The organism is Pseudomonas sp. PKS (genome assembly GCF_051913525.1).
Lineage (GTDB): Bacteria > Pseudomonadota > Gammaproteobacteria > Pseudomonadales > Pseudomonadaceae > Aquipseudomonas > Aquipseudomonas guariconensis_D.
On record NZ_JBEGDO010000010.1, the window covers coordinates 39,352 to 59,180 of the forward strand.

Here is a 19,829-nt window from a genome sequence, read left to right on the forward strand (position 1 = left end):
ACACCCAATGAAAAAAGGTTACGGCGCAGCCTGTGCCGCGCCGTGCAATCGACTCAGATCGGCACCAAACGGCCGTCTTCCAGGTGCAGCACGCGGTCCATCTGGCGCGCCAGGTTCAAGTCGTGGGTCACCACCAGGAACGCCGTCTGCGAAGCGCTGGACAGCTCCTGCATCAATTCCTGGATACCAAGGGCGGTGTGGTGATCGAGGTTGCCGGTGGGCTCGTCGAGCATCACCAGGCCCGGGCGGTTGACCAGGGCACGGGCGATTGCCACGCGCTGGCGCTCGCCACCGGAAAGTTCGGCCGGCTTGTGATTCAGACGATGACCCAGGCCCACCCGCTTGAGCAGGGCCTCGGCGCGCTCACGCGCTTCGGGGATCGGCGTGCGGCCGATCAGCAGCGGCATGCAGGCGTTCTCAAGGGCGGTGAACTCCGGCAGCAGGTGGTGGAACTGGTAGACGAAGCCCAGCGCACGGTTGCGTAGCAGGCCACGGGAGCGCTCGCCAAGGGCAGACAGTTCCTCGCCCGCGAGCCAGACACTGCCCTGGGTCGGGGTGTCGAGGCCGCCGAGCAGGTTGAGCAAGGTACTCTTGCCGGAGCCGGAGCTGCCGACGATGGCCACCCGCTCACCTGCATGCAGCTCCAGGTTCAACCCGGACAGCACCTTCACCGACTCCGGCCCTTCCTCGTAGGACTTGCCCAGGTTGCGGCAGCTCAGTACGGCTTTATTCATGCGCGACTCACTCATAACGTAGCGCCTCTGCTGGCTGGGTGCGGGCCGCACGCCAGGCCGGATACAGGGTGGCGAAGAAACTCAGGACCAACGCCGCACCGCAGACCATCCACACGTCCTCGGCCATGATCTGCGACGGCAGGTAATCGATGAAGTACACATCCGCGTTCAGGAACTTGTGCCCGATCAGCTTCTCGATGCCGGCGATCACCGCACTGACATTGAGTGCGGCGACGATGCCGACAACGGCACCGATCAACGTACCGACCACGCCGATCACCGTCCCCTGGACCATGAAGATGGCCATGATCTGCCCCGGCGTGGCGCCAAGGGTACGCAGGATGGCGATGTCGCCACGCTTGTCGTTGACCACCATCACCAGAGTGGAAATGATGTTGAACGCCGCCACTGCCACGATCAGCAGCAGCAACAGGCCGATCATGGCCTTCTCCATGCGGATGGCCTGGTACAGGTTACCGTGGCTGCGAGTCCAGTCGCGGGTGTAGAACTCCTGCTCGCCCAGGCGTTGGGCGATATCCCAGGCCACACGCGGGGCCTGGAACAGGTCGTCGAACTTCAGGCGCAGGCCTTGGACCTGATCGGCCTTCCAGCGGTGCAGGCGCGAAAGGTCGCTGATGTTGGTCAGGCCCAGGTAACCATCGATTTCGCCGGCGCCAACGTGGAAGGTGCCGACCACGGTGAAGCGCTTCATGCGCGGGAACATGCCCGCCGGGGTCACGCTGACCTCCGGGGCGACGAAGGTCAGCTTGTCGCCGATGCCCACGCCCAGCTTGGCCGCGGCCTTGTCACCGATCATGATGCCCCATTCGCCCGGCGCCAACCTGTCGAGGCTGCCCTCCAAGACGAAGTTCTCGATGATGGACACCTGCCGCTCCTGCGCAGGGTCGATGCCGTTGAGCAGCACCTTCTGCACCTTGCCGTCATGAGTCAGCAACCCCTGCATCTGCGTGAAGGGCGCGACCGCCAGCACCTGTGGATTCTGCTTTACTTGTTGGGCAAGGCCCGACCAGTTGTCCAGCGGCTGGCCGGTTTCGAGCGTGGCATGGGGGATCATGCCCAGCACGCGGGTACGCATCTCGTGGTCGAAGCCGTTCATGACCGACAGCACCACGATCATCACCACCACGCCAAGGGCGAGGCCGATCATCGAAGTCAGCGAAATGAACGAGACGAAGTGGTTGCGACGCTTGGCACGGGTGTAGCGGGTGCCAATGAATACGAAAAGAGGTCTGAACATGTCGGGGCTTGTTCGGATGAAAGGGAACGTCCTTGTGGCAGGGCGCCTGCAGCGGCTTTACACTCGGACCACCGCCGTAACCATGGGTTCGCCATGACGACACTAGACGAAGAAGATCGCCGCGAATACTACCGCATCGAAGACAGTATCGCACTTGAAATCAACGCCTTGGACACGGCCCAAGGCCAGGAGACAGACCTGTTGCAGGATGCTTCACCGCTGTTCAACCTGCTCAGCGAACTGCACCTGGCCGACTTCGAGTCCCAGCACCTGATGCGCCAGTTGAGCGAGAAGGACCGCCCCCTCGCCGCCTTCCTGCGGGTACAGAACAAACGCATCGACCTGCTAAGCGCGGTGCTCGCCCAGACCCTGCTGGGTGAAATCGGCAAGCCCCGGCGGGTAATCCTCTCCGAAGGCGGCATCGAGTTCGCCCACGCAACGCCCATCCCCCCAGGTACGCGACTGGCAGTGAAGATGATCCTCATGCCCCGTGCCCTCGGCCTGCTGCTGCGCGCGCGGGTCACCCACTGCGACCCACGCCCAGAAGGCAATCACGAGGTCGGCACCGAATTCATCGACATGACCGACGCCCAGCGCCAACTGCTGGCCCGGTACATCCTGCAGCGCCAACAACAGCAACGACGCCAGGCGCTGGAACAGAACGACCCCGCCTCCTGAGCCTTTTCCATTTTGACCTGAAGGAACGAACGTGACCCTGATCTATGGCCATCGCGGCGCCAAGGGCGAAGCGCCCGAGAACACCCTGAACAGCTTCCGCCAGTGCTTGTCTCATGGCGTCGATCGCTGCGAACTGGACCTGCACCTGTCGGCCGACAACGAGCTGATGGTGATCCACGACCCGACGCTCAAGCGCACCACCGGCCGACGCGGCAAGGTGGTCGAGCACACTGCCGCTGAGCTGGTCACCTACGATGCACGCAAGGGCGGCCCGGGCTGGGTGCAGCCCTGTCCCATTCCACGCCTGGAAGAACTGTTCGAGAAGTGCGCTTTCGCGCATTGGCAACTGGAGGTCAAGAGCGCCTCGCGCACCCGCGCCGCCAGTACCGTGCTGGCGATTCGCGAGCTGGCGCAGCAGTACGGCCTGCTGGACAAGATCACCATCACCTCCAGTTCCCGGGAAGTGCTTGGCGCCGCGCTGGAACTGGTGCCGGATGTGTCTCGCGGGCTGGTCGCCGAGTATGCCTGGCTCGACCCGCTGAAGGTGGCCCAGAACTATGGCTGCCAGATGCTGGCCTTGAACTGGACACTGTGCACGCCCGAGCGCCTGCTAAAGGCACAGCGCCAGGGGTTGCACGTATCGGTGTGGACGGTCAACGAACCGGCGCTGATGCGCCGGCTCGCTGACTTTGGCGTAGACAGCCTGATTACAGACTTTCCCGGTTTGGCCATGACCACCCTTGGGAAGGGCTGAACCCGGACTCCCCGACCGGCTCAGGCCACCGGCCGGAGCCGCTCAAAAAAGCCGGTTCAGGCCGTCGTAGGCTGCTACCCGATAGGCTTCGGCCATGGTCGGGTAGTTGAAGGTGGTGTTGACGAAGTACTTCAGATTGTTCTGCTCACCGGGCTGGTTCATGATCGCCTGGCCGATGTGGACGATCTCCGAGGCCTGGTAGCCGAAGCAGTGCACACCCAGGATTTCCAGGGTCTCGCGGTGGAACAGGATCTTCAGCATGCCCTGGGGCTCGCCGGCGATCTGGGCACGGGCCATGCTCTTGAAGAAGGCCTTGCCCACTTCATACGGCACCTTGGCCTGGGTCAGCTCCTGCTCGTTCTTGCCGATCGAGCTGATCTCCGGAATGGTGTAGATGCCGGTCGGCACGTCATCGACGAAACGCCAGCTGCCATTGTCGACGATGCTGCCAGCGGCGGAGCGACCCTGGTCGTGGGCAGCGCTGGCCAGGCTCGGCCAGCCGATCACATCACCGGCACCATAGATGTTCGGCACGCTGGTGCGGTAGGCCTCGTCGACCTCGATCTGGCCGCGGCTGTTGACCTTGATACCGATGTTCTCCAGGCCCAGCTTGTCGGTGTTGCCGGTACGGCCGTTGCACCACAGCAAGGCATCGGCCTTGATCTTCTTGCCCGACTTCAGGTGCAGGATCACACCGTTGTCCAAGCCTTCGACCCGCTCGTACTCCTCGTTGTGGCGTACGGTGATGTTGTTGTTGCTGAAGTGGTAGCTCAGTGCCTGGGAGATTTCCGAATCCAGGAAGCTCAGCAACTGGCCGCGGTTGTCCACCAGCTCGACCAGCACGCCCAGGCCACTGAAGATGGAGGCGTACTCGCAACCGATCACGCCAGCGCCATAGACGATCAGCTTGCGCGGGGTATGGCTCAGGCTGAGGATGGTGTCGCTGTCGTAGACGCGCGGATGGTGGAAGTCGATGTCGGCCGGACGGTACGGACGCGAGCCGGTGGCGATGATGATGTGCTTGGCGACCAGTTTCTCGACCACGCCATTGGAGCACACCACTTCGACGGTCTGCTCATCGGCGAAGCTGCCGGTGCCGACGAATACGTCGACGCGGTTGCGCGCGTAGTAGCCGGTGCGCGAGGCCACTTGCTTGGAGATCACCTTCTCGGCGCTCTTGAGCACATCGGGGAAGGAGAACCAGCGTGGCTCACCGATGGCGCGGAACATCGGGTTGGTGTTGAACTGCATGATCTGGCGCACCGAGTGACGCAGGGCCTTGGACGGGATGGTGCCCAAGTGGGTGCAGTTGCCGCCGACCTGGCGACGACTGTCGACCATGGCCACCTTGCGTCCTGCTTTGGCGGCATTCATTGCCGCACCTTCTCCGGCCGGGCCGGAACCCAGCACCACTACGTCGTAGTTGTAGACAGCCATGCGTACTCCTTCAGAACTGGCCCGCCGACCGGATGGCCGCGGGGCACGATCATGTCGCCGGGGCGCCATGAGAAAATTCGGGTGCAGTCTAATCAAGCGTGAACGCCGCGCACATTAACCCTTGGTCGCGTCGTAGGCCAATTTTGCCTGCACTACATGTCATTCACCGGTTCCCTGGCGACAATCATCCGTGCTTGCGCTTTCACTCGCCTTTCAGTGCCTGCTCGAACGCAGGCGTAATACGGGAGACGAAGCCACCCTCGGCCCGCGTCACCAGCACCGCGGCAATCCCGTGGGCAACAGCAAAGTCCCAGCCTCGTTCCGGCCCCAGGATCAACAACAGGGTCGAGTAGCCATCGGCTTGGAGCGCCGAGGCATCGAGCACGGTGACAGCAGCGAGGTCATGCTCGACCGGCCGCCCCAGGCGGGCATCGAAGGTGTGCGAATAGCGCCGGCCATTGTCCTTGAAATAATGCCGATAGTCACCCGAGGTCGATACAGCCAGGCCATCCACAGCGATGACTTGGCGGGCAACCTGACGGTCTTCGCGCGGCAGTTCCAGGGCCACTCGCCACGGACTGCCATCGGGCTTGCGACCCACAGCCTTGAGCTCGCCCGTGGCTTCGACAAGAAAGCTTGCGACTCCCATCGCCCCCAGGCGTTCGGCGATCAGGTCCACGGCATGGCCTGCGGCGATACTGTTGAAGTCCAGTTCTACTGGGGCGTCCTTGCACAGGGCGTCGCCGTCGATACGCAAGTGACGGTAGCCGACGCGCTGACGGGCCTGGGCCAGTTGCAGCGGGTCAGGCACCTGCTCCTGGCGCGCCTGAGGACCGAAGCCCCAAAGATCGAGCAGTGGCTCGACGGTCAGGTCGAAAGCGCCCTGGCTTTGTTCGGCCAGTTGCTGACCAAACCCGACCAGCGCCAGCATGTCCTTTCCCAGCGCCTGGCATTGGCCTGCCTGCAACTGGTTGAAGCGGCTGACCGCAGAATCGCCACGGTAGGTTGAATAGTGCTCGTCGATATCGCGCAGGATCGCTTCCACGGCCTCCTGCGCCTCGAGGCGCGACGGCCCACCTGGCTCGCGGACATACTGGACGCTGTAGCTGCTGCCCATGGTCGGGCCGCCAAAGCGCTCCAGGCTCGGAGCCTGGTCGCAGCCAGCCAGGAACATGAGGGTGAGCAGAAGACCTTTACGCAATTTCAAGTTTCTCGACTGGCCGTACCGACCTCTTCGCAGGCTTACCCATGAATAGGTCCGCATACGGCATAAAAAAACGGGAACCCGAAGGTTCCCGTTTCTTCAACGCATTACAAGCGGATCAGCGTGGAAACGCTGGCGGGTTCACACCAGCCATCTCTTCCATCACACGCACCACCTGGCAGCTGTAACCGAACTCGTTGTCGTACCAGACGTACAGGACAACGCGGTTGTCGTTGCAGATGGTCGCTTCTGCGTCGACCACACCGGCGTGGCGCGAGCCCACGAAGTCGGTGGAGACCACTTCCTGAGAGCTGACGTAGTCAATCTGCTTGTGCAGCTCCGAGTGCATGGCGGTCTGGCGCAGGTACTCGTTGATCTCGTCGCGATTGGTGGCCTTTTCCAGGTTCAGGTTGAGGATGGCCATCGAGACGTTCGGCGTCGGCACGCGAATGGCGTTGCCGGTCAGCTTGCCCTTGAGCACAGGCAGAGCCTTGGCGGCAGCGGTGGCTGCGCCGGTCTCGGTGATGACCATGTTCAACGGCGCGGCGCGGCCACGACGGCTGCCCTTGTGGAAGTTGTCGATCAGGTTCTGGTCGTTGGTGAACGAGTGAACGGTTTCGACGTGGCCATTGATGATGCCGTACTGGTCGTTGACGGCCTTGAGCACCGGCACGATGGCGTTGGTGGTGCAGGACGCAGCGGAGATGATCTTGTCATCGGCGCTGATTTCGCCATGGTTGATGCCGTGAACGATGTTCTTCAGTGCGCCTTTGCCCGGAGCGGTGAGGATAACGCGGTTGATGCCAGGGCACTTGAGGTGCTGACCCAGGCCTTCGGCGTCACGCCATTTACCGGTGTTGTCCACCAGCAGGGCATTGTCGATGCCGTATTGGGTGTAGTCGATCGAGGCCGGATCGTTGGAGTAGATCACCTGGATCAGGTTGCCGTTGGCAGTGATGGTGTTGTGCTCTTCGTCGATGACGATGGTGCCGTCGAACGGACCATGTACCGAGTCGCGACGCAGCAGGCTGGCGCGCTTGGTCAGGTCGTTCTCGGCGCCCTTGCGCACGACGATGGCACGCAGGCGCAGGCCGTCGCCACCACCGGTCTTCTCGATCAGGATACGCGCCAGCAGGCGGCCGATGCGACCGAAGCCGTACAGGACGACATCGGTGCCCTTGCGGGCGGCCAGGTTCTGCTGACCGACGACATCGGCCAGTTCTTCACGCACGAACTGCTCGACGCTGCGGCCGTTGCCTTCCTGCTTGAACTTGTTGGCCAGCTTGCCCAGGTCGACCGAAGCGGCGCCCAGTTTCAGCTCGCTCATGGCCTTGAGCAGGGGGAATGTCTCGTGGACGGACAGCTCGGTTTCGTCGGCCTGACGGTGACGGGCAAAGCGGTGGGCTTTGAGGATCGAGATAACCGAACGATTGATCAGGCTGCGGCCATAGATCGAGCTCACCACGTTATTGTTGCGGTAGAGCTGACCGATAAGCGGGATCATCGCTTCAGCCAGGGCTTCACGATCGATCCACTCACCAAGACACTGGTCGGGCTTCTGAGTCACGGGAACCTTCCACATGTAGGGGGAGAAAAAAGGGGCTACATTATGACGCCCCTCGACGTATCGGGCAATGAGCGCCTGTCGCCGCCGCTCGAGCCCGTCGCCAAGCCCTTCCGAGCCTGACAGCGCGCACCGGCACCGGTACAATCGTCCTCTTTGCCGCAACGCTTGGAGTCCAGTCTCCCGTGTCAGTTCTGCGCCTACCGCAATTATCGGCCACGGCCGGCAAACAAACCTGGGGAAACCTGCCCGGGGCCGCCCTGAGCCTGGCCATCGCCGAAGCCGCCAGCAGCGCTGGTCGCTTCACCCTGCTGTTGACCGCCGACAGCCAGGCTGCCGACCGCCTGGAACAGGAGCTACGCTTCTTCGCGCCCGACCTGCCGGTACTGCCATTCCCCGATTGGGAAACCCTGCCCTACGACCTGTTCTCGCCCCACCAGGACATCATTTCCCAGCGCATCGCCAGCCTCTATCGGCTGCCTGAGCTCGATCACGGCATCCTCGTGGTGCCGATCACCACCGCCCTGCACCGCCTGGCCCCGACCCGCTTCCTGCTGGGCAGCAGCCTGGTGCTGGACGTGGGCCAGACGATCGATGTCGAACAGATGCGCACGCGCCTGGAAGCCAGCGGCTACCGTTGCGTCGACACGGTCTACGAGCATGGCGAGTTCGCCGTACGCGGCGCCCTGATCGACCTGTTCCCCATGGGCAGCAAGCTGCCCTACCGGATCGACCTGTTCGACGATGAGATCGAAACCCTGCGCACCTTCGACCCCGAGACCCAGCGCTCGATCGACAAGGTCGACTCGGTCCGCCTGCTGCCGGCCCGCGAGTTCCCGATGCAGAAGGACGAGGTCACCCGCTTCAAGGCGCGCTTTCGTGAGCGCTTCGACGTGGACTTCCGACGCAGCGCGATCTTCCAGGACCTGACCAGCGGCATCATTCCCGCCGGTATCGAGTACTACCTGCCGCTGTTCTTCGAAGAAACCTCGACCCTCTTCGACTACCTGCCCACCGACACCCAGGTGTTCTCCCTGCCTGGTGTCGAACAGGCTGCCGAGCATTTCTGGAACGATGTGCGCGGGCGCTACGAAGAGCGCCGCGGCGACCTGACCCGCCCCCTGCTGCCGCCGGCCGAGCTGTTCCTGCCGGTCGAGGACTGCTTCGCCCAGCTCAAGCAGTGGCCCCGGGTCGTGGTCAGCAGCGATGAGATCGAAACCGGCGCGGGTCGTCTGCGGTTTCCGGCGCGCGCCCTGCCGAACCTGGCGATCGAAGCCAAGGCCAACCAGCCCCTGGCGGAGCTGTCGAATTTCCTTGAACAGTTCCCTGGGCGCGTGTTGTTCACCGCCGAATCGGCGGGCCGCCGCGAAGTGCTGCTGGAACTGCTCGAGCGCTTGAAGCTGCGCCCTCAGACCGTCGAAGGCTGGTCTGACTTCGTCACCGGCAAGGACCGCCTGGCGATCACCATCGCCCCACTCGACGACGGCCTGCTGCTGGATGACCCAGGCCTGGCCCTGATCGCCGAGAGCCCATTGTTCGGCCAGCGCGTGATGCAGCGCCGGCGCCGTGAAAAACGTGGTGAGGCGGCCAACGACGCCGTCATCAAGAACCTCACCGAACTGCGCGAAGGTGCGCCGGTGGTGCACATCGACCATGGTGTAGGGCGCTACCTGGGCCTGGCCACCCTGGAAATCGAAGGCCAGGCCGCCGAATTCCTCACCCTGGAATACGCCGAGGGCGCCAAGCTCTACGTACCGGTGGCCAACCTGCACCTGATCGCCCGCTACACCGGCAGCGACGATGCCCTGGCCCCGCTGCACCGCCTTGGCTCCGAAGCCTGGCAAAAGGCCAAGCGCAAGGCCGCCGAGCAAGTCCGCGACGTGGCCGCCGAACTGCTCGACATTTATGCTCGGCGCGCCGCCCGCAAGGGCCATGCATTCGCCGATCCGGCCGCAGACTACGCCACCTTCAGCGCCGGTTTCCCGTTCGAGGAAACCCCCGACCAGCAATCGGCCATCGAGGCAGTGCGCGCCGACATGCTCGCCGGCAAGCCGATGGACCGCCTGGTGTGCGGCGACGTCGGCTTCGGCAAGACCGAAGTGGCCATGCGTGCGGCCTTCATTGCCGTGCACAGTGGCCGCCAGGTGGCAGTATTGGTGCCCACCACCCTGCTCGCCCAGCAGCACTACAACAGTTTCCGCGACCGTTTCGCCGACTGGCCGGTGACCGTCGAGGTGATGAGCCGCTTCAAGTCGGCCAAAGAAGTCAGCGCCGCCGCCGCGGACCTGGCCGAAGGCAAGATCGACATCCTCATCGGCACCCACAAGCTGCTGCAGGACGATGTGCGCTTCAAGGACCTGGGCCTGGTGATCATCGATGAGGAGCACCGTTTCGGTGTGCGCCAGAAGGAACAGCTCAAGGCCCTGCGCAGCGAGGTAGACATCCTTACCCTGACCGCCACCCCCATCCCGCGCACCCTCAACATGGCCGTGTCGGGCATGCGGGACCTGTCGATCATCGCCACCCCGCCGGCGCGACGCCTGTCGGTGCGCACCTTCGTCATGGAGCAGAACAAGAGCACGGTCAAAGAGGCGTTGCTACGTGAATTGCTGCGTGGCGGCCAGGTGTACTACCTGCACAACGACGTCAAGAGCATCGAGAAATGCGCCGCCGAGCTGGCCGAACTGGTACCCGAGGCACGTATCGGCATCGGCCACGGCCAGATGCGCGAGCGCGAACTCGAGCAGGTGATGAGCGACTTCTACCACAAGCGCTTCAACGTGCTGGTGGCCTCGACCATCATCGAGACGGGTATCGACGTGCCCAGTGCCAACACCATCGTCATCGAGCGTGCCGACAAGTTCGGCCTGGCCCAGTTGCACCAGTTGCGCGGCCGGGTCGGACGCAGCCACCACCAGGCCTACGCCTACCTGCTGACCCCGCCCCGCCAGCAGATCAGCGCCGATGCCGAGAAACGCCTGGAAGCCATCGCCAATACCCAGGACCTGGGTGCAGGTTTCGTGCTGGCCACCAACGACCTGGAGATTCGCGGCGCCGGCGAGCTGCTCGGCGAAGGCCAGAGCGGGCAGATCCAGGCAGTGGGCTTCACCCTCTACATGGAAATGCTCGAGCGCGCCGTCAAGGCCATCCGCAAGGGCACCCAGCCGAACCTCGAGCAACCGCTTGGTGGCGGCCCGGAGATCAACCTGCGCCTACCGGCGCTGATTCCCGAGGACTATCTGCCGGACGTGCATGCGCGCCTGATTCTCTACAAACGCATCGCCTCGGCCGCCGACGAAGAGGGCCTCAAGGACCTGCAAGTGGAGATGATCGACCGCTTCGGCCTGCTGCCCGAACCGACCAAGAACCTGATGCGCCTGACCCAGCTCAAGCTGCAGGCGGAAAAGCTCGGCATCAAGAAAGTCGACGCGGGCCCCAATGGCGGCAAGCTCGAGTTCGAGGCCGAAACCCCGGTCGACCCGCTGACCCTGATCAAGCTGATCCAGGGCCAGCCCAAGCGCTATAAGTTCGAGGGCGCCACGCAGTTCCGCTTCCTCGTGCCGATGGAGCGCCCCGATGAACGTTTCAACACCCTGGAGGCGCTGTTCGAGCGCCTGACCCCACAGTCTGCCTAAGGAAGATCCATGCGTGCCATTCGTTGCCTGACCTTGATGCTGACGCTGTTCGCGCCGGCCGCCTTCGCCGAAGGCCTTTATCAGGTGGAAATGATCCTGGTGCGGCAGAATGCCGTGCCTGCGGTAACCAGCCCGTTCGCCCCCGAAGACTGGAGCGCCGGCGCCCCCCGCCTGGACAAGGGCGCCGAGCGCCCCCTGGCGCTGGAAGATGAAGTCACCCGCTTGCAAGCCACCGCCGACTACACCGTGCTGATGCACAAGGCCTGGCAGCAGGAAGTGGGCAGCGAACCGAGCCGTATTGCCCTGGGAGCTGGCCAGGAGCAGTTCGGCCATTTCCCCATCGAGGGCAACCTGAGCATCGCCGATGGCCGCTTCATCGCCGTGCAGGCCAACTTCTGGGTGAACCAGCTCGATGGCAATGGTGCCGTGGTGCGCAGCGAGCAGTTCAAGCAGAGCAACAGCAACATGAAAGGCAACCAACTGACCTTCCTCGACGGCGGGCACCTTGCCGTGCTGCTGAAGGTGACCCCCGCAGGCATGCGCAAGATGCCGGTGATGGATCCGGAGATGATGGAGCAGTGAGGTGAGCGAGAGCGATGTGCGGCACCTGCTTCAGCGCGATGAAAGCTGGAAGGCGGACTTCGACGACGGAGCGCTCACCCGTGGACAGAACTACGCTGCGCAGGGCCGGACAAAAACGCTTTCGATCCATGACAGAACGATAGAGGCCGCCTGCCTGGGCTCGGCAGGCCAGCGCTACACTCAGAAGATCCTTCTCGAGCCGAACGCTGGCAGGCTTCGGGTACTGGGCCGCTGCAGCTGTCCTGTGGGCGTCAACTGCAAACATTGCGCTGCGACGCTTTTCCATTTGCAGGCCTCCCTCGATGATCATGACGCCAGCGACGGGCTGTCCCTTCCCCCGGAGCTGAACCAGTGGGTCAAGGCACTGGAAACGCCCGAGTCTGCGCCGGCCGATCCAAGCCCTTCGCGCAAAGGGCCGGCCATCTACTACCAGATCAGCCTGAACCAGGCGCAATGTCGCCTGGAGGCCATAAAAGGCACACGCCAGAGCGACGGCACACTGAAGCTGGGCAGGATCACCTCGCTGCCGGAAATGATCTACTACACGCCACGCTATGTGACCGAAGCCGATGCGCGATTGCTGCGCCTGATCAGCGCCCAGAACAGCAACGTCGTCTCGCCGGTAACCCGCCTGGAGGGCAAAAAGGGCTCCGAACTCCTCGAATATGCATTGGCGAGCGGTCGCCTGCTGTTCGACCAGCAGCAGGAACCGCTGACTCCAGGCCCGGATCAGGCCGCCGAGTTTCGCTGGGTCCGACTGGAGGACGGCGCCTACCGGGGCGCCTGGCATCACGACAGCGACACACCGCTGCAGGTCCTGCCGCTCGACCCGCTGTACTACGTCAATCCGCAGACCCACCAAACCGGCAGGCTGCGGCATAACTTGGACCCGTTCATCGCCAGCCAGCTGGCACGCGCGCCCATCGTACCCGAGCACCTGGTTGTCCCTTTGAGTCACCGTCTGAACGCCTTGAACCGCCAAGTCCCTACCCCTACTGCCGTGCGTAGCGAAGAGCACGACGACATCCAGCCACGTCCGCACCTGACCCTGGGCAGCCTGGAGTTCAGCGCCTACATGCCCAAGACCGGGCGCATGCAGCGCCAGATGCAGCATCGCGCCGCGCTGGCATTCAGTTATGACGGCCTGCTCGCCAGCGGCATCGACGAAAAGCCCCTGAGTCGCCTGGTAGGCGAAACCAGCCAGCGCATCCGTCGCCAGCCCAAGGCCGAGCAAGCCTTCCGCCAGACCCTGCGCGAGCTGGGCTTCAAGCCCGCCACCCGACAGAGCAAAGCCCTGCCGGACAGCGCGGGCGAGATGCTCCAGCTACCCGACGATGAGGCCTGGCTGCGCTTTGCCCGCGAAGGTCTGCCCAAACTGCGCCAGGCTGGCTGGGAGATCGACATCCCTCGGGATTTCGCCTTCGATTTGCAGGAGGTGGACGACTGGTACGCCACCGTCGAAGAAGCGCCAGGCCATGAATGGTTCGACCTGGAGCTGGGTATCGTGGTCGACGGGCAACGCCACAGCCTGCTACCGATCGTGCTGCAATTGCTGCGTAGCAGTCCTGAACTGCTGCGCGCCAGCGAACTGGCCCGCCGCAGCGACGATGAACACCTGCTCATCGACCTCAACCGGGGCCGCCAGGACAGCCCTGCCTTGCGTGTCGCCCTGCCCTACGGCCGCATCAAGGCGGTGATGGGAACTCTCGGCGAGCTCTACCTGCATGAGGATGCTGTCGGCCCATCCCTGCGCTTGGAGCGTGCCGATGCGGCGCGACTGAACGATATCGAGCACCTGCCCCTGCACTGGGAAGGCGGCGAGCATGTGCGCGACCTGGGCCGCCGGCTGCGCGATGCGCGTGATTTGCAGATCGAGCCGCCCAAGGGGCTCAAGGCCGAGCTGCGCCCCTACCAGCAGCAAGGCCTGAACTGGCTGCAAGCCCTGCGCGAAATGGGCACCGGCGGCATCCTGGGCGACGACATGGGCCTGGGCAAGACCCTGCAGACCCTCGCCCACCTGCTGCTTGAAAAACAAAGCGCACGCCTGGAGCAACCCGCCCTGGTGGTGATGCCGACGAGCCTTGTGCCCAACTGGCTCGATGAAGCCCAACGCTTCGCTCCCGCACTTCGCGTCCTGGCACTGCATGGCCCGGGCCGCAGCAAGCATTTCACCGCGCTGCACGACTACGATGTGATCCTGACCACCTACGCCCTGCTCCCGCGGGACCTGGAACACCTGCGTGCCGTGCACTGGAGCCTCCTGATTCTCGACGAGGCGCAGAACATCAAGAGCAGCACCAGCAAGGCAGCCCAAGCTGTCTGCGATCTGAAGGCAGGCCAGCGCCTGTGCCTGACCGGCACCCCGATGGAGAACAACCTGGGCGAGCTGTGGTCGCTGTTCCACTTCTTGATGCCGGGCTGGCTGGGCGACCTGAAGCGCTTCAACCAGGACTATCGCACGCCGATCGAACGCCACGGCGACACCGAACGCATGGCGCACCTGGCCAGTCGCATCCGCCCATTCCTGCTGCGCCGGACCAAGGAACAGGTGGCCACCGAACTGCCGGCCAAAACCGAGATGATCCACTGGGTCGAGCTCAGCGATGCCCAGCGCGACACCTACGAAGCCGTGCGCGTGGCCATGGACAAGAAAGTCCGTGACGAGATAGCCCGCAATGGGGCGGCGCGCAGCCAGATCGTCATCCTCGACGCCTTGCTCAAGCTGCGCCAGGTGTGCTGCGACCTTCGCCTGGTCAAGGGCGTGGAGGCCAAAGGCAACCAGGCCGACAAGGGCAAGCTCGGCAGCCTGATGGACATGCTTGAGGAGTTGCTCAGCGAGGGACGCCGGGTGTTGCTGTTCTCCCAATTCACCTCGATGCTTGCCTTGATCGAGACCGAACTTGCCAAGCGCAATGTCCGCTACAGCCTGCTGACCGGGGACACCCGTGACCGACGCACCCCTGTGCAGCAGTTTCAGGGCGGCGAAAGCGAGGTATTCCTGATCAGCCTCAAGGCCGGCGGCACTGGCCTGAACCTGACTGCTGCGGACACGGTGATCCACTACGACCCGTGGTGGAATCCGGCCAGCGAGAGCCAGGCCACCGACCGCGCCTATCGCATTGGCCAAGACAAGCCGGTGTTTGTGTTCAAGCTGATCACCCGAGGCACGGTGGAAGAAAAGATCCAGCAGTTGCAGCAGGAGAAAGCCGCCCTGGCAGCCGGCCTGCTCGACGGCGGATCGGCCGGCCAATGGCGTTTGGGCGATGAGGAGATCGAGGCACTGTTTGCGCCACTGCCTGGCAAGCGCAGTCGCTGATCTGTGGAGGACGGTTTCGTCGCTCCACCAGATCGCGCCGAATTCAAGACATGCCAGATCAATCGACCAATTGCGCTTCCTTCAAGGCACCCAGCGCCTCCAGCCAACGCGGCTGCTGCCGGTAATCGGTGCGGGCAAAGCCACGTCCACGCATCTTCGCGATCCGCGGCGATGGCTTGACCTTCAGCCGCTGGGCCGCGCTCAGTGCCAGCTCCGCCGCTGCCCGGTCATTGCACACCAACCCCATGTCGCAACCAGCGCTCAGGGCCGCCTCGATCCGGTTGGCGGCATCACCCACCACATGGGCACCGGCCATGGACAGGTCGTCACTGAAAATCACCCCCTCGAACCCCATCTCCCCCCGCAGGATGTCCTGCAGCCAGCGACGCGAGAACCCGGCTGGCTGGTTATCGATCTGCGGGTAGATCACATGCGCAGGCATCACGGCCGCCAATTGGCCGCTGAGCTGGGTGAAAGGCACCAGGTCCGCCTGGCGCAGTTGCTCGAGGCTGCGCTCATCCGTGGGTATGGCCACGTGAGAGTCGGCTTCCGCCCAGCCATGCCCCGGGAAGTGCTTGCCACAGGCAGCCATGCCTGCGGCATTCATGCCGCGGATGAACGCCCCGGCCAGTTGCGTGGCGCGCGCCGGATCGCCCTCAAAGGCACGGCTGCCGACCACGGCGCTGCGCTGATGATCTAGGTCAAGTACCGGGGCGAAGCTCAGGTCAAGGCCTACAGCCAGCACTTCGGTCGCCATCAGCCAACCACACTGCTCGGCCAGGTATTGGGCGTTGGCATTGTCGGCGATCGCACGCATGGCCGGTAGACGCACGAACCCCTGGCGCAGGCGTTGAACCCGCCCACCCTCCTGATCGACGGCCAGGATGAGGTCGGGGCGCACAGCGCGGATGGAGGCGCACAGCTCACGCACCTGGCGAGGGCTGTCGATGTTGCGGGCGAAAATGATCAGGCCGGCCACTTCGGGCTGGCGCAGGAGATGACGGTCTTCGGCGGTCAGCCATTTACCGGCGATATCCACCATCAGGGAGCCTTGCAGGCGGGCAGTCATATTGGATTCCTTCATGGGAGGGGCAGCACGCCCCAGTGCGGGCAGGCGGACTCGTCGATCCGCACCGCGCAATGGTCCGGTACCCGGTCGAACAACGCTATCAAGTCGCTGTTCCTAAGACGTATGCAACCATGGGACAACGGGATGCCCATAGGTTCAGTGTCCGGCGTACCGTGCAGGTAGATGTAGCGGCGAAAGGTGTCGACCTTGCCAAGCCGATTGAGCCCAGGTTCGCAACCACTGAGCCAGAGGATGCGGCTGAGGATCCAGTCGCGCCCGGGAAACTGCTCATGCAGCGCCAGGGACCAGACCTCGCCCGTCCAGCGCCGGCTGCGCAGTACAGCGCCCTGCGGCAAGCCGGCACCGATCCTAGCGCGAACCTGGTGAAGGCCTCGCGGCGTACAGCCGGAGCCATTGAGCTCCCCAGCACCGTTTCGCGCCGTGGACACCTCCAGGCGCACGCGCAGTGCCCCACGGGTGAATCCGTAGAGGCGCTGGTCGGCAAGAGAGATATGCAGAAAGTCGAGGTCAGGCATGGGCGCTAGCTTAGCCCAAGCGCCTCTTAGCGCACAGTGTCAGGCCTTGGCTGGCGCTGGCGCGGTACCGCTCTTGCTGCGCGGACGCAGTTGCGCGGTGGCCATGGCCGGATCAGTGACCCCACTGTCGGCACGCATGCCGGCGGCGAGGAACGGCACCATCAGGCGCATCACCTGCTCAATCGAGGTATTGATGCCAAAGTCGGTTTCGGCGATGGCCCGCAGCGCCTTGATGCCCGACATGCTGAAAGCGGCAGCCCCAAGCATGAAGTGCACGCGCCAGAACAGCTCCAGCGGCGGGATACGTGGCGCGGCTTCATTGACCAGCAGCATGTAGCGGCGGAACACCTTGCCATACATGTCTTCGAGGTATCGACGCAGGTGACCTTGGCTCTGGCTGAAGGCAAGGCCAAGCAGGCGCATGAAGATCGACAGGTCGTTGTTGCTGCGGGGCTGCACGGCCAGCGCTTGCTCGACCAGCATCTCGAGCAACTCCTCTAGGCTAGGCTTGGGCTCGGGGCGCGCCTGACGACGATCCAGCTCACGTTCGAGGCTGGAGCAGAACGGGCCGAGAAACCGCGAGAAGACCGCCTGGATCAGAGCTTTCTTGGAACCGAAATGGTAGTTCACCGCCGCCAGGTTGACCCCAGCCTTGCTGGTGATCAGCCGCAACGAGGTTTCCGCGAACCCCCTCTCCGCAAACAGCTGCTCTGCAGCATCGAGAATGCGTTCAACGGTTTCCGATTGGGCCATGACTACTCCGCCTGACAAACAGTTGTTTGAAACATACGTTTCAAGCCTTCATCTGTCAAGCCGCGTGACCCGCCAGTCGCTATTTAACCACAGCGTTGAACCGTTCGCTGCAAGCCACGGTTGGCGCAGGCTTCACTCAAATGCACAACGCAATGACGTGTTTTCTCGGCCCACAGTGCTTGCAGCTGGCCAGCCACTGTATATAATTCCAGTCACTGTATAAAAAGACAGAGCGCTTGCCATGCTTAAACTGACGCCACGCCAAGCTGAAATCCTGGCCTTCATCAAACGCTGCCTGGAAGACAACGGCTTTCCGCCGACCCGCGCGGAAATCGCTCAGGAGCTTGGGTTCAAATCACCCAATGCCGCCGAGGAGCACCTCAAGGCGCTCGCCCGCAAGGGCGCGATCGAAATGACCCCGGGCGCCTCCCGTGGCATTCGTATACCAGGGCTTGAGGCCAAGGCCGAAGAGAGCAGCCTGCCGATCATCGGCCGGGTCGCCGCCGGCGCACCGATCCTCGCCGAGCAACACATCGAAGAATCCTGCAACATCAACCCAGCCTTCTTCCATCCTCGCGCCGACTATCTGCTGCGTGTCCACGGCATGAGCATGAAGGACATCGGCATCTTCGACGGCGATCTACTGGCGGTCCATACCTGCCGGGAGGCCCGCAATGGCCAGGTCGTGGTCGCCCGCATCGGTGACGAAGTGACCGTCAAGCGCTTCAAGCGCGAGGGCAGCAAGGTCTGGTTGATCGCCGAAAATCCCGAATTCGCCCCCATCGAAGTCGACCTGAAAGAACAGGAACTGGTGATCGAGGGCTTGAGCGTCGGCGTCATTCGCCGCTGATCCAGGAGGCGTCATGCAGCAGTTCATCCACGCACCTCAGCAAGCCCAACTGCCGCTGTTCGAGGCCTTTCTGGCCCAACCTGCGCTGCCAGGCCTCAAGCCCAGAGACACTGCCGGTGAGCAACCGCGCAAGGGCACCCCGCCGGAGTTGTTCAGCGAACTGTCTCTGCGCGGCGCTCCCGGTCATTGCCAGGGCCTGCTGGCCCCTATCCTGCGCGAACTGAGCGAAGAGGACGAAACACGCTGGCTGACCCTCATCGCACCACCCACCAGCCTGACCCAAGCCTGGCTGCGTGATGCCGGCCTGAACCGCGAACGTATCCTGCTGTTGCAACCAGGCGCCAACCAGAGCGCCTTGCAACTGGCGTGTGAAGCACTACGCCTGGGCCACAGTCACACCGTCGTCAGCTGGCTTGGCAACGTCAACGCCAACGCACGCCAGCAATTGATACGCGCTGCCAACACCGGAAACGCACAAAGCCTGAACATCCGCCTCGGCTGATGTTCAGGCTTTGCCTGTATCAATCCAGTCCCTGAACCAGAAGCGCGGTGCTTAGTGCAGAACGCGCGGTCCTTCGTCACGCTCGAAATCGCCCTCTACCAGGCGACCTGCCATCTGCACACCCACGCTCAACATGGCCTTGGCCACTTCGACATGCTGGCCCTGCAGGAACGCCTTGGCGTCCTCGGAGAAGTCCAGGGTCACCAGGGAACCCTCGTCCTCGGCGCGGCGCAGCTCGATCCGGCCATCGGGCAACTCGACAATTTCTAGAAAGGACGTTGACATATAGGGCCTGCTTTTCACGAAAGGCGATTATTGTACCAGCCGCCAGCGCTATCAGCACTCACTCAACGCGTCACGAAAGCGTCGAACCACGTCCTTGAGGTTGGCCCGCCAGCTTTCCAGCTCTTGCCGGGAAAGCGCTGGTTGCTCGGGCTCGTCCAGATTGACGGCCTGGATCAGCGGCTGGGTGACATCAGTTTTCGGGGCTTTTTTGGCGACCGGCGGTCGGAACAAATCGATATAAGCGCGCAGCAACTGGGCAAGCCAGGTTTCTGGCTGACGTACCAGCTCCAGCAGCTCGGCCACTTCAGGAATGGCAATGCCGTCCAGCGCCTCGTCGTTGAGCAACAGCTCTACCCGCGACGCCGCAGCCTGGGGCAAGCGGTAGAAACCTGCGATTTCATGGCACAGCCCCAGTAAAGCGCCATACAAGTGAAACAGTGCAGACTCACGCTCCGCCTGTATCAAGCCTTGGGCATTCATCGCCTGGCTACTTTCAGCCTTGGCCATGGACTCCAGGGCAAGCCCGGCGAAGAAGAGTTTTTGGTTGGTACGAGTGTAGAGTTCCTGGGCCATCTTCAGTGGCCTCCCTGAGGCTGCAAGGCGATATCCCAGTGTCAGGGATTGCCCCGCCCCGCCGCAAGCTCAATGTCACCAAAGACAAGGGCCGCTTTG

The 19,829-nt window shown here is 63.4% G+C and carries 17 protein-coding genes; 7 read left to right on the forward strand and 10 right to left on the reverse strand.

All coding sequences use genetic code 11. The features are described 5' to 3' along the window. Window positions 1-53: 53 nt before the first annotated feature. The gene (gene lolD / locus ABOA88_RS12675; protein ID WP_437437095.1) at window positions 54-749 is read right to left on the reverse strand and encodes a lipoprotein-releasing ABC transporter ATP-binding protein LolD; all 696 of its coding nucleotides are present in this window, start codon (window positions 747-749) and stop codon (window positions 54-56) included. Then, window positions 742-1,992 carry a lipoprotein-releasing ABC transporter permease subunit gene (locus ABOA88_RS12680; RefSeq protein ID WP_367851654.1) on the reverse strand — a complete coding sequence of 417 codons (1,251 nt, stop codon included), beginning with the start codon at window positions 1,990-1,992 and terminating at the stop codon, window positions 742-744. Before ABOA88_RS12680 ends, lolD begins: the two co-directional genes overlap by 8 nt. A gap of 93 nt (window positions 1,993-2,085) precedes the next feature. Between ABOA88_RS12680 and ABOA88_RS12685 the strand changes: the two genes are divergently transcribed. Together ABOA88_RS12685 and ABOA88_RS12690 are read left to right on the forward strand one after the other, a co-directional pair. Next, entirely contained in the window at window positions 2,086-2,670 is a 585-nt protein-coding gene (locus tag ABOA88_RS12685; RefSeq protein WP_367851655.1) for a PilZ domain-containing protein, read from the forward strand. A gap of 31 nt (window positions 2,671-2,701) precedes the next feature. Then, window positions 2,702-3,424: a glycerophosphodiester phosphodiesterase gene (locus ABOA88_RS12690; RefSeq protein ID WP_070571030.1), complete on the forward strand. Its 723-nt coding sequence runs from the start codon at window positions 2,702-2,704 to the stop codon at window positions 3,422-3,424. A 42-nt stretch (window positions 3,425-3,466) separates the two neighbouring features. On the opposite strand, the gene sthA is transcribed toward ABOA88_RS12690, so the two are convergent. The 3 genes from sthA to ABOA88_RS12705 all read right to left on the reverse strand — a co-directional run bounded on the left by sthA (window position 3,467) and on the right by ABOA88_RS12705 (window position 7,647). Continuing rightward, window positions 3,467-4,861 carry a Si-specific NAD(P)(+) transhydrogenase gene (sthA, locus tag ABOA88_RS12695; protein WP_196169873.1) on the reverse strand — a complete coding sequence of 465 codons (1,395 nt, stop codon included), beginning with the start codon at window positions 4,859-4,861 and terminating at the stop codon, window positions 3,467-3,469. A 202-nt stretch (window positions 4,862-5,063) separates the two neighbouring features. Next, window positions 5,064-6,062, reverse strand: coding sequence for an FAD:protein FMN transferase (locus ABOA88_RS12700; RefSeq protein WP_367851656.1), 999 nt, complete (start codon window positions 6,060-6,062; stop codon window positions 5,064-5,066). A gap of 121 nt (window positions 6,063-6,183) precedes the next feature. Beyond that, window positions 6,184-7,647 carry a glyceraldehyde-3-phosphate dehydrogenase gene (locus ABOA88_RS12705; RefSeq protein WP_196169875.1) on the reverse strand — a complete coding sequence of 488 codons (1,464 nt, stop codon included), beginning with the start codon at window positions 7,645-7,647 and terminating at the stop codon, window positions 6,184-6,186. A gap of 167 nt (window positions 7,648-7,814) precedes the next feature. On the opposite strand from ABOA88_RS12705, the gene mfd reads away from it, so the two are divergent. The 3 genes from mfd to ABOA88_RS12720 are packed head-to-tail and all read left to right on the forward strand — an operon-like array spanning window position 7,815 to window position 15,162. Next, window positions 7,815-11,264 carry a transcription-repair coupling factor gene (gene mfd, locus ABOA88_RS12710; RefSeq protein WP_367851657.1) on the forward strand — a complete coding sequence of 1,150 codons (3,450 nt, stop codon included), beginning with the start codon at window positions 7,815-7,817 and terminating at the stop codon, window positions 11,262-11,264. 9 nt (window positions 11,265-11,273) lie between these two features. Next, the gene (locus ABOA88_RS12715; protein ID WP_196169877.1) at window positions 11,274-11,846 is read left to right on the forward strand and encodes a peptidoglycan binding protein CsiV; all 573 of its coding nucleotides are present in this window, start codon (window positions 11,274-11,276) and stop codon (window positions 11,844-11,846) included. Window position 11,847: 1 nt separating this feature from the next. Next, a complete protein-coding gene (locus ABOA88_RS12720) occupies window positions 11,848-15,162 on the forward strand; it encodes a DEAD/DEAH box helicase (protein ID WP_196169878.1) in 3,315 nt (1,104 codons plus the stop codon). Window positions 15,163-15,220: 58 nt separating this feature from the next. On the opposite strand, the gene nagZ is transcribed toward ABOA88_RS12720, so the two are convergent. Genes nagZ through ABOA88_RS12735 form a run of 3 tightly spaced genes read right to left on the reverse strand, consistent with a single transcriptional unit; the run spans window position 15,221 to window position 17,520 of the window. Next, the gene (gene nagZ, locus ABOA88_RS12725) at window positions 15,221-16,219 is read right to left on the reverse strand and encodes a beta-N-acetylhexosaminidase (RefSeq protein ID WP_196169976.1); all 999 of its coding nucleotides are present in this window, start codon (window positions 16,217-16,219) and stop codon (window positions 15,221-15,223) included. A 23-nt stretch (window positions 16,220-16,242) separates the two neighbouring features. Beyond that, complete coding sequence (locus tag ABOA88_RS12730; protein WP_367851658.1) at window positions 16,243-16,767, reverse strand: L,D-transpeptidase family protein; 525 nt, start codon at window positions 16,765-16,767, stop codon at window positions 16,243-16,245. Window positions 16,768-16,806: 39 nt separating this feature from the next. After that, entirely contained in the window at window positions 16,807-17,520 is a 714-nt protein-coding gene (locus tag ABOA88_RS12735; protein WP_196169880.1) for a TetR/AcrR family transcriptional regulator, read from the reverse strand. Between the two features lie 241 nt (window positions 17,521-17,761). Between ABOA88_RS12735 and lexA the strand changes: the two genes are divergently transcribed. Then, a complete protein-coding gene (gene lexA, locus ABOA88_RS12740; protein WP_196169881.1) occupies window positions 17,762-18,370 on the forward strand; it encodes a transcriptional repressor LexA in 609 nt (202 codons plus the stop codon). A gap of 13 nt (window positions 18,371-18,383) precedes the next feature. Further along, window positions 18,384-18,872: an SOS-induced cell division inhibitor SulA gene (gene sulA / locus ABOA88_RS12745; RefSeq protein ID WP_196169882.1), complete on the forward strand. Its 489-nt coding sequence runs from the start codon at window positions 18,384-18,386 to the stop codon at window positions 18,870-18,872. Between the two features lie 51 nt (window positions 18,873-18,923). Here the strand turns inward: sulA and ABOA88_RS12750 are convergent, their stop codons facing one another. Both ABOA88_RS12750 and ABOA88_RS12755 read right to left on the reverse strand, forming a co-directional pair. Beyond that, window positions 18,924-19,157, reverse strand: coding sequence for a hypothetical protein (locus ABOA88_RS12750; protein WP_043215749.1), 234 nt, complete (start codon window positions 19,155-19,157; stop codon window positions 18,924-18,926). Window positions 19,158-19,208: 51 nt separating this feature from the next. Further along, window positions 19,209-19,730 carry a DUF6586 family protein gene (locus ABOA88_RS12755; RefSeq protein WP_367851659.1) on the reverse strand — a complete coding sequence of 174 codons (522 nt, stop codon included), beginning with the start codon at window positions 19,728-19,730 and terminating at the stop codon, window positions 19,209-19,211. Between the last annotated feature and the right edge of the window lie 99 nt (window positions 19,731-19,829).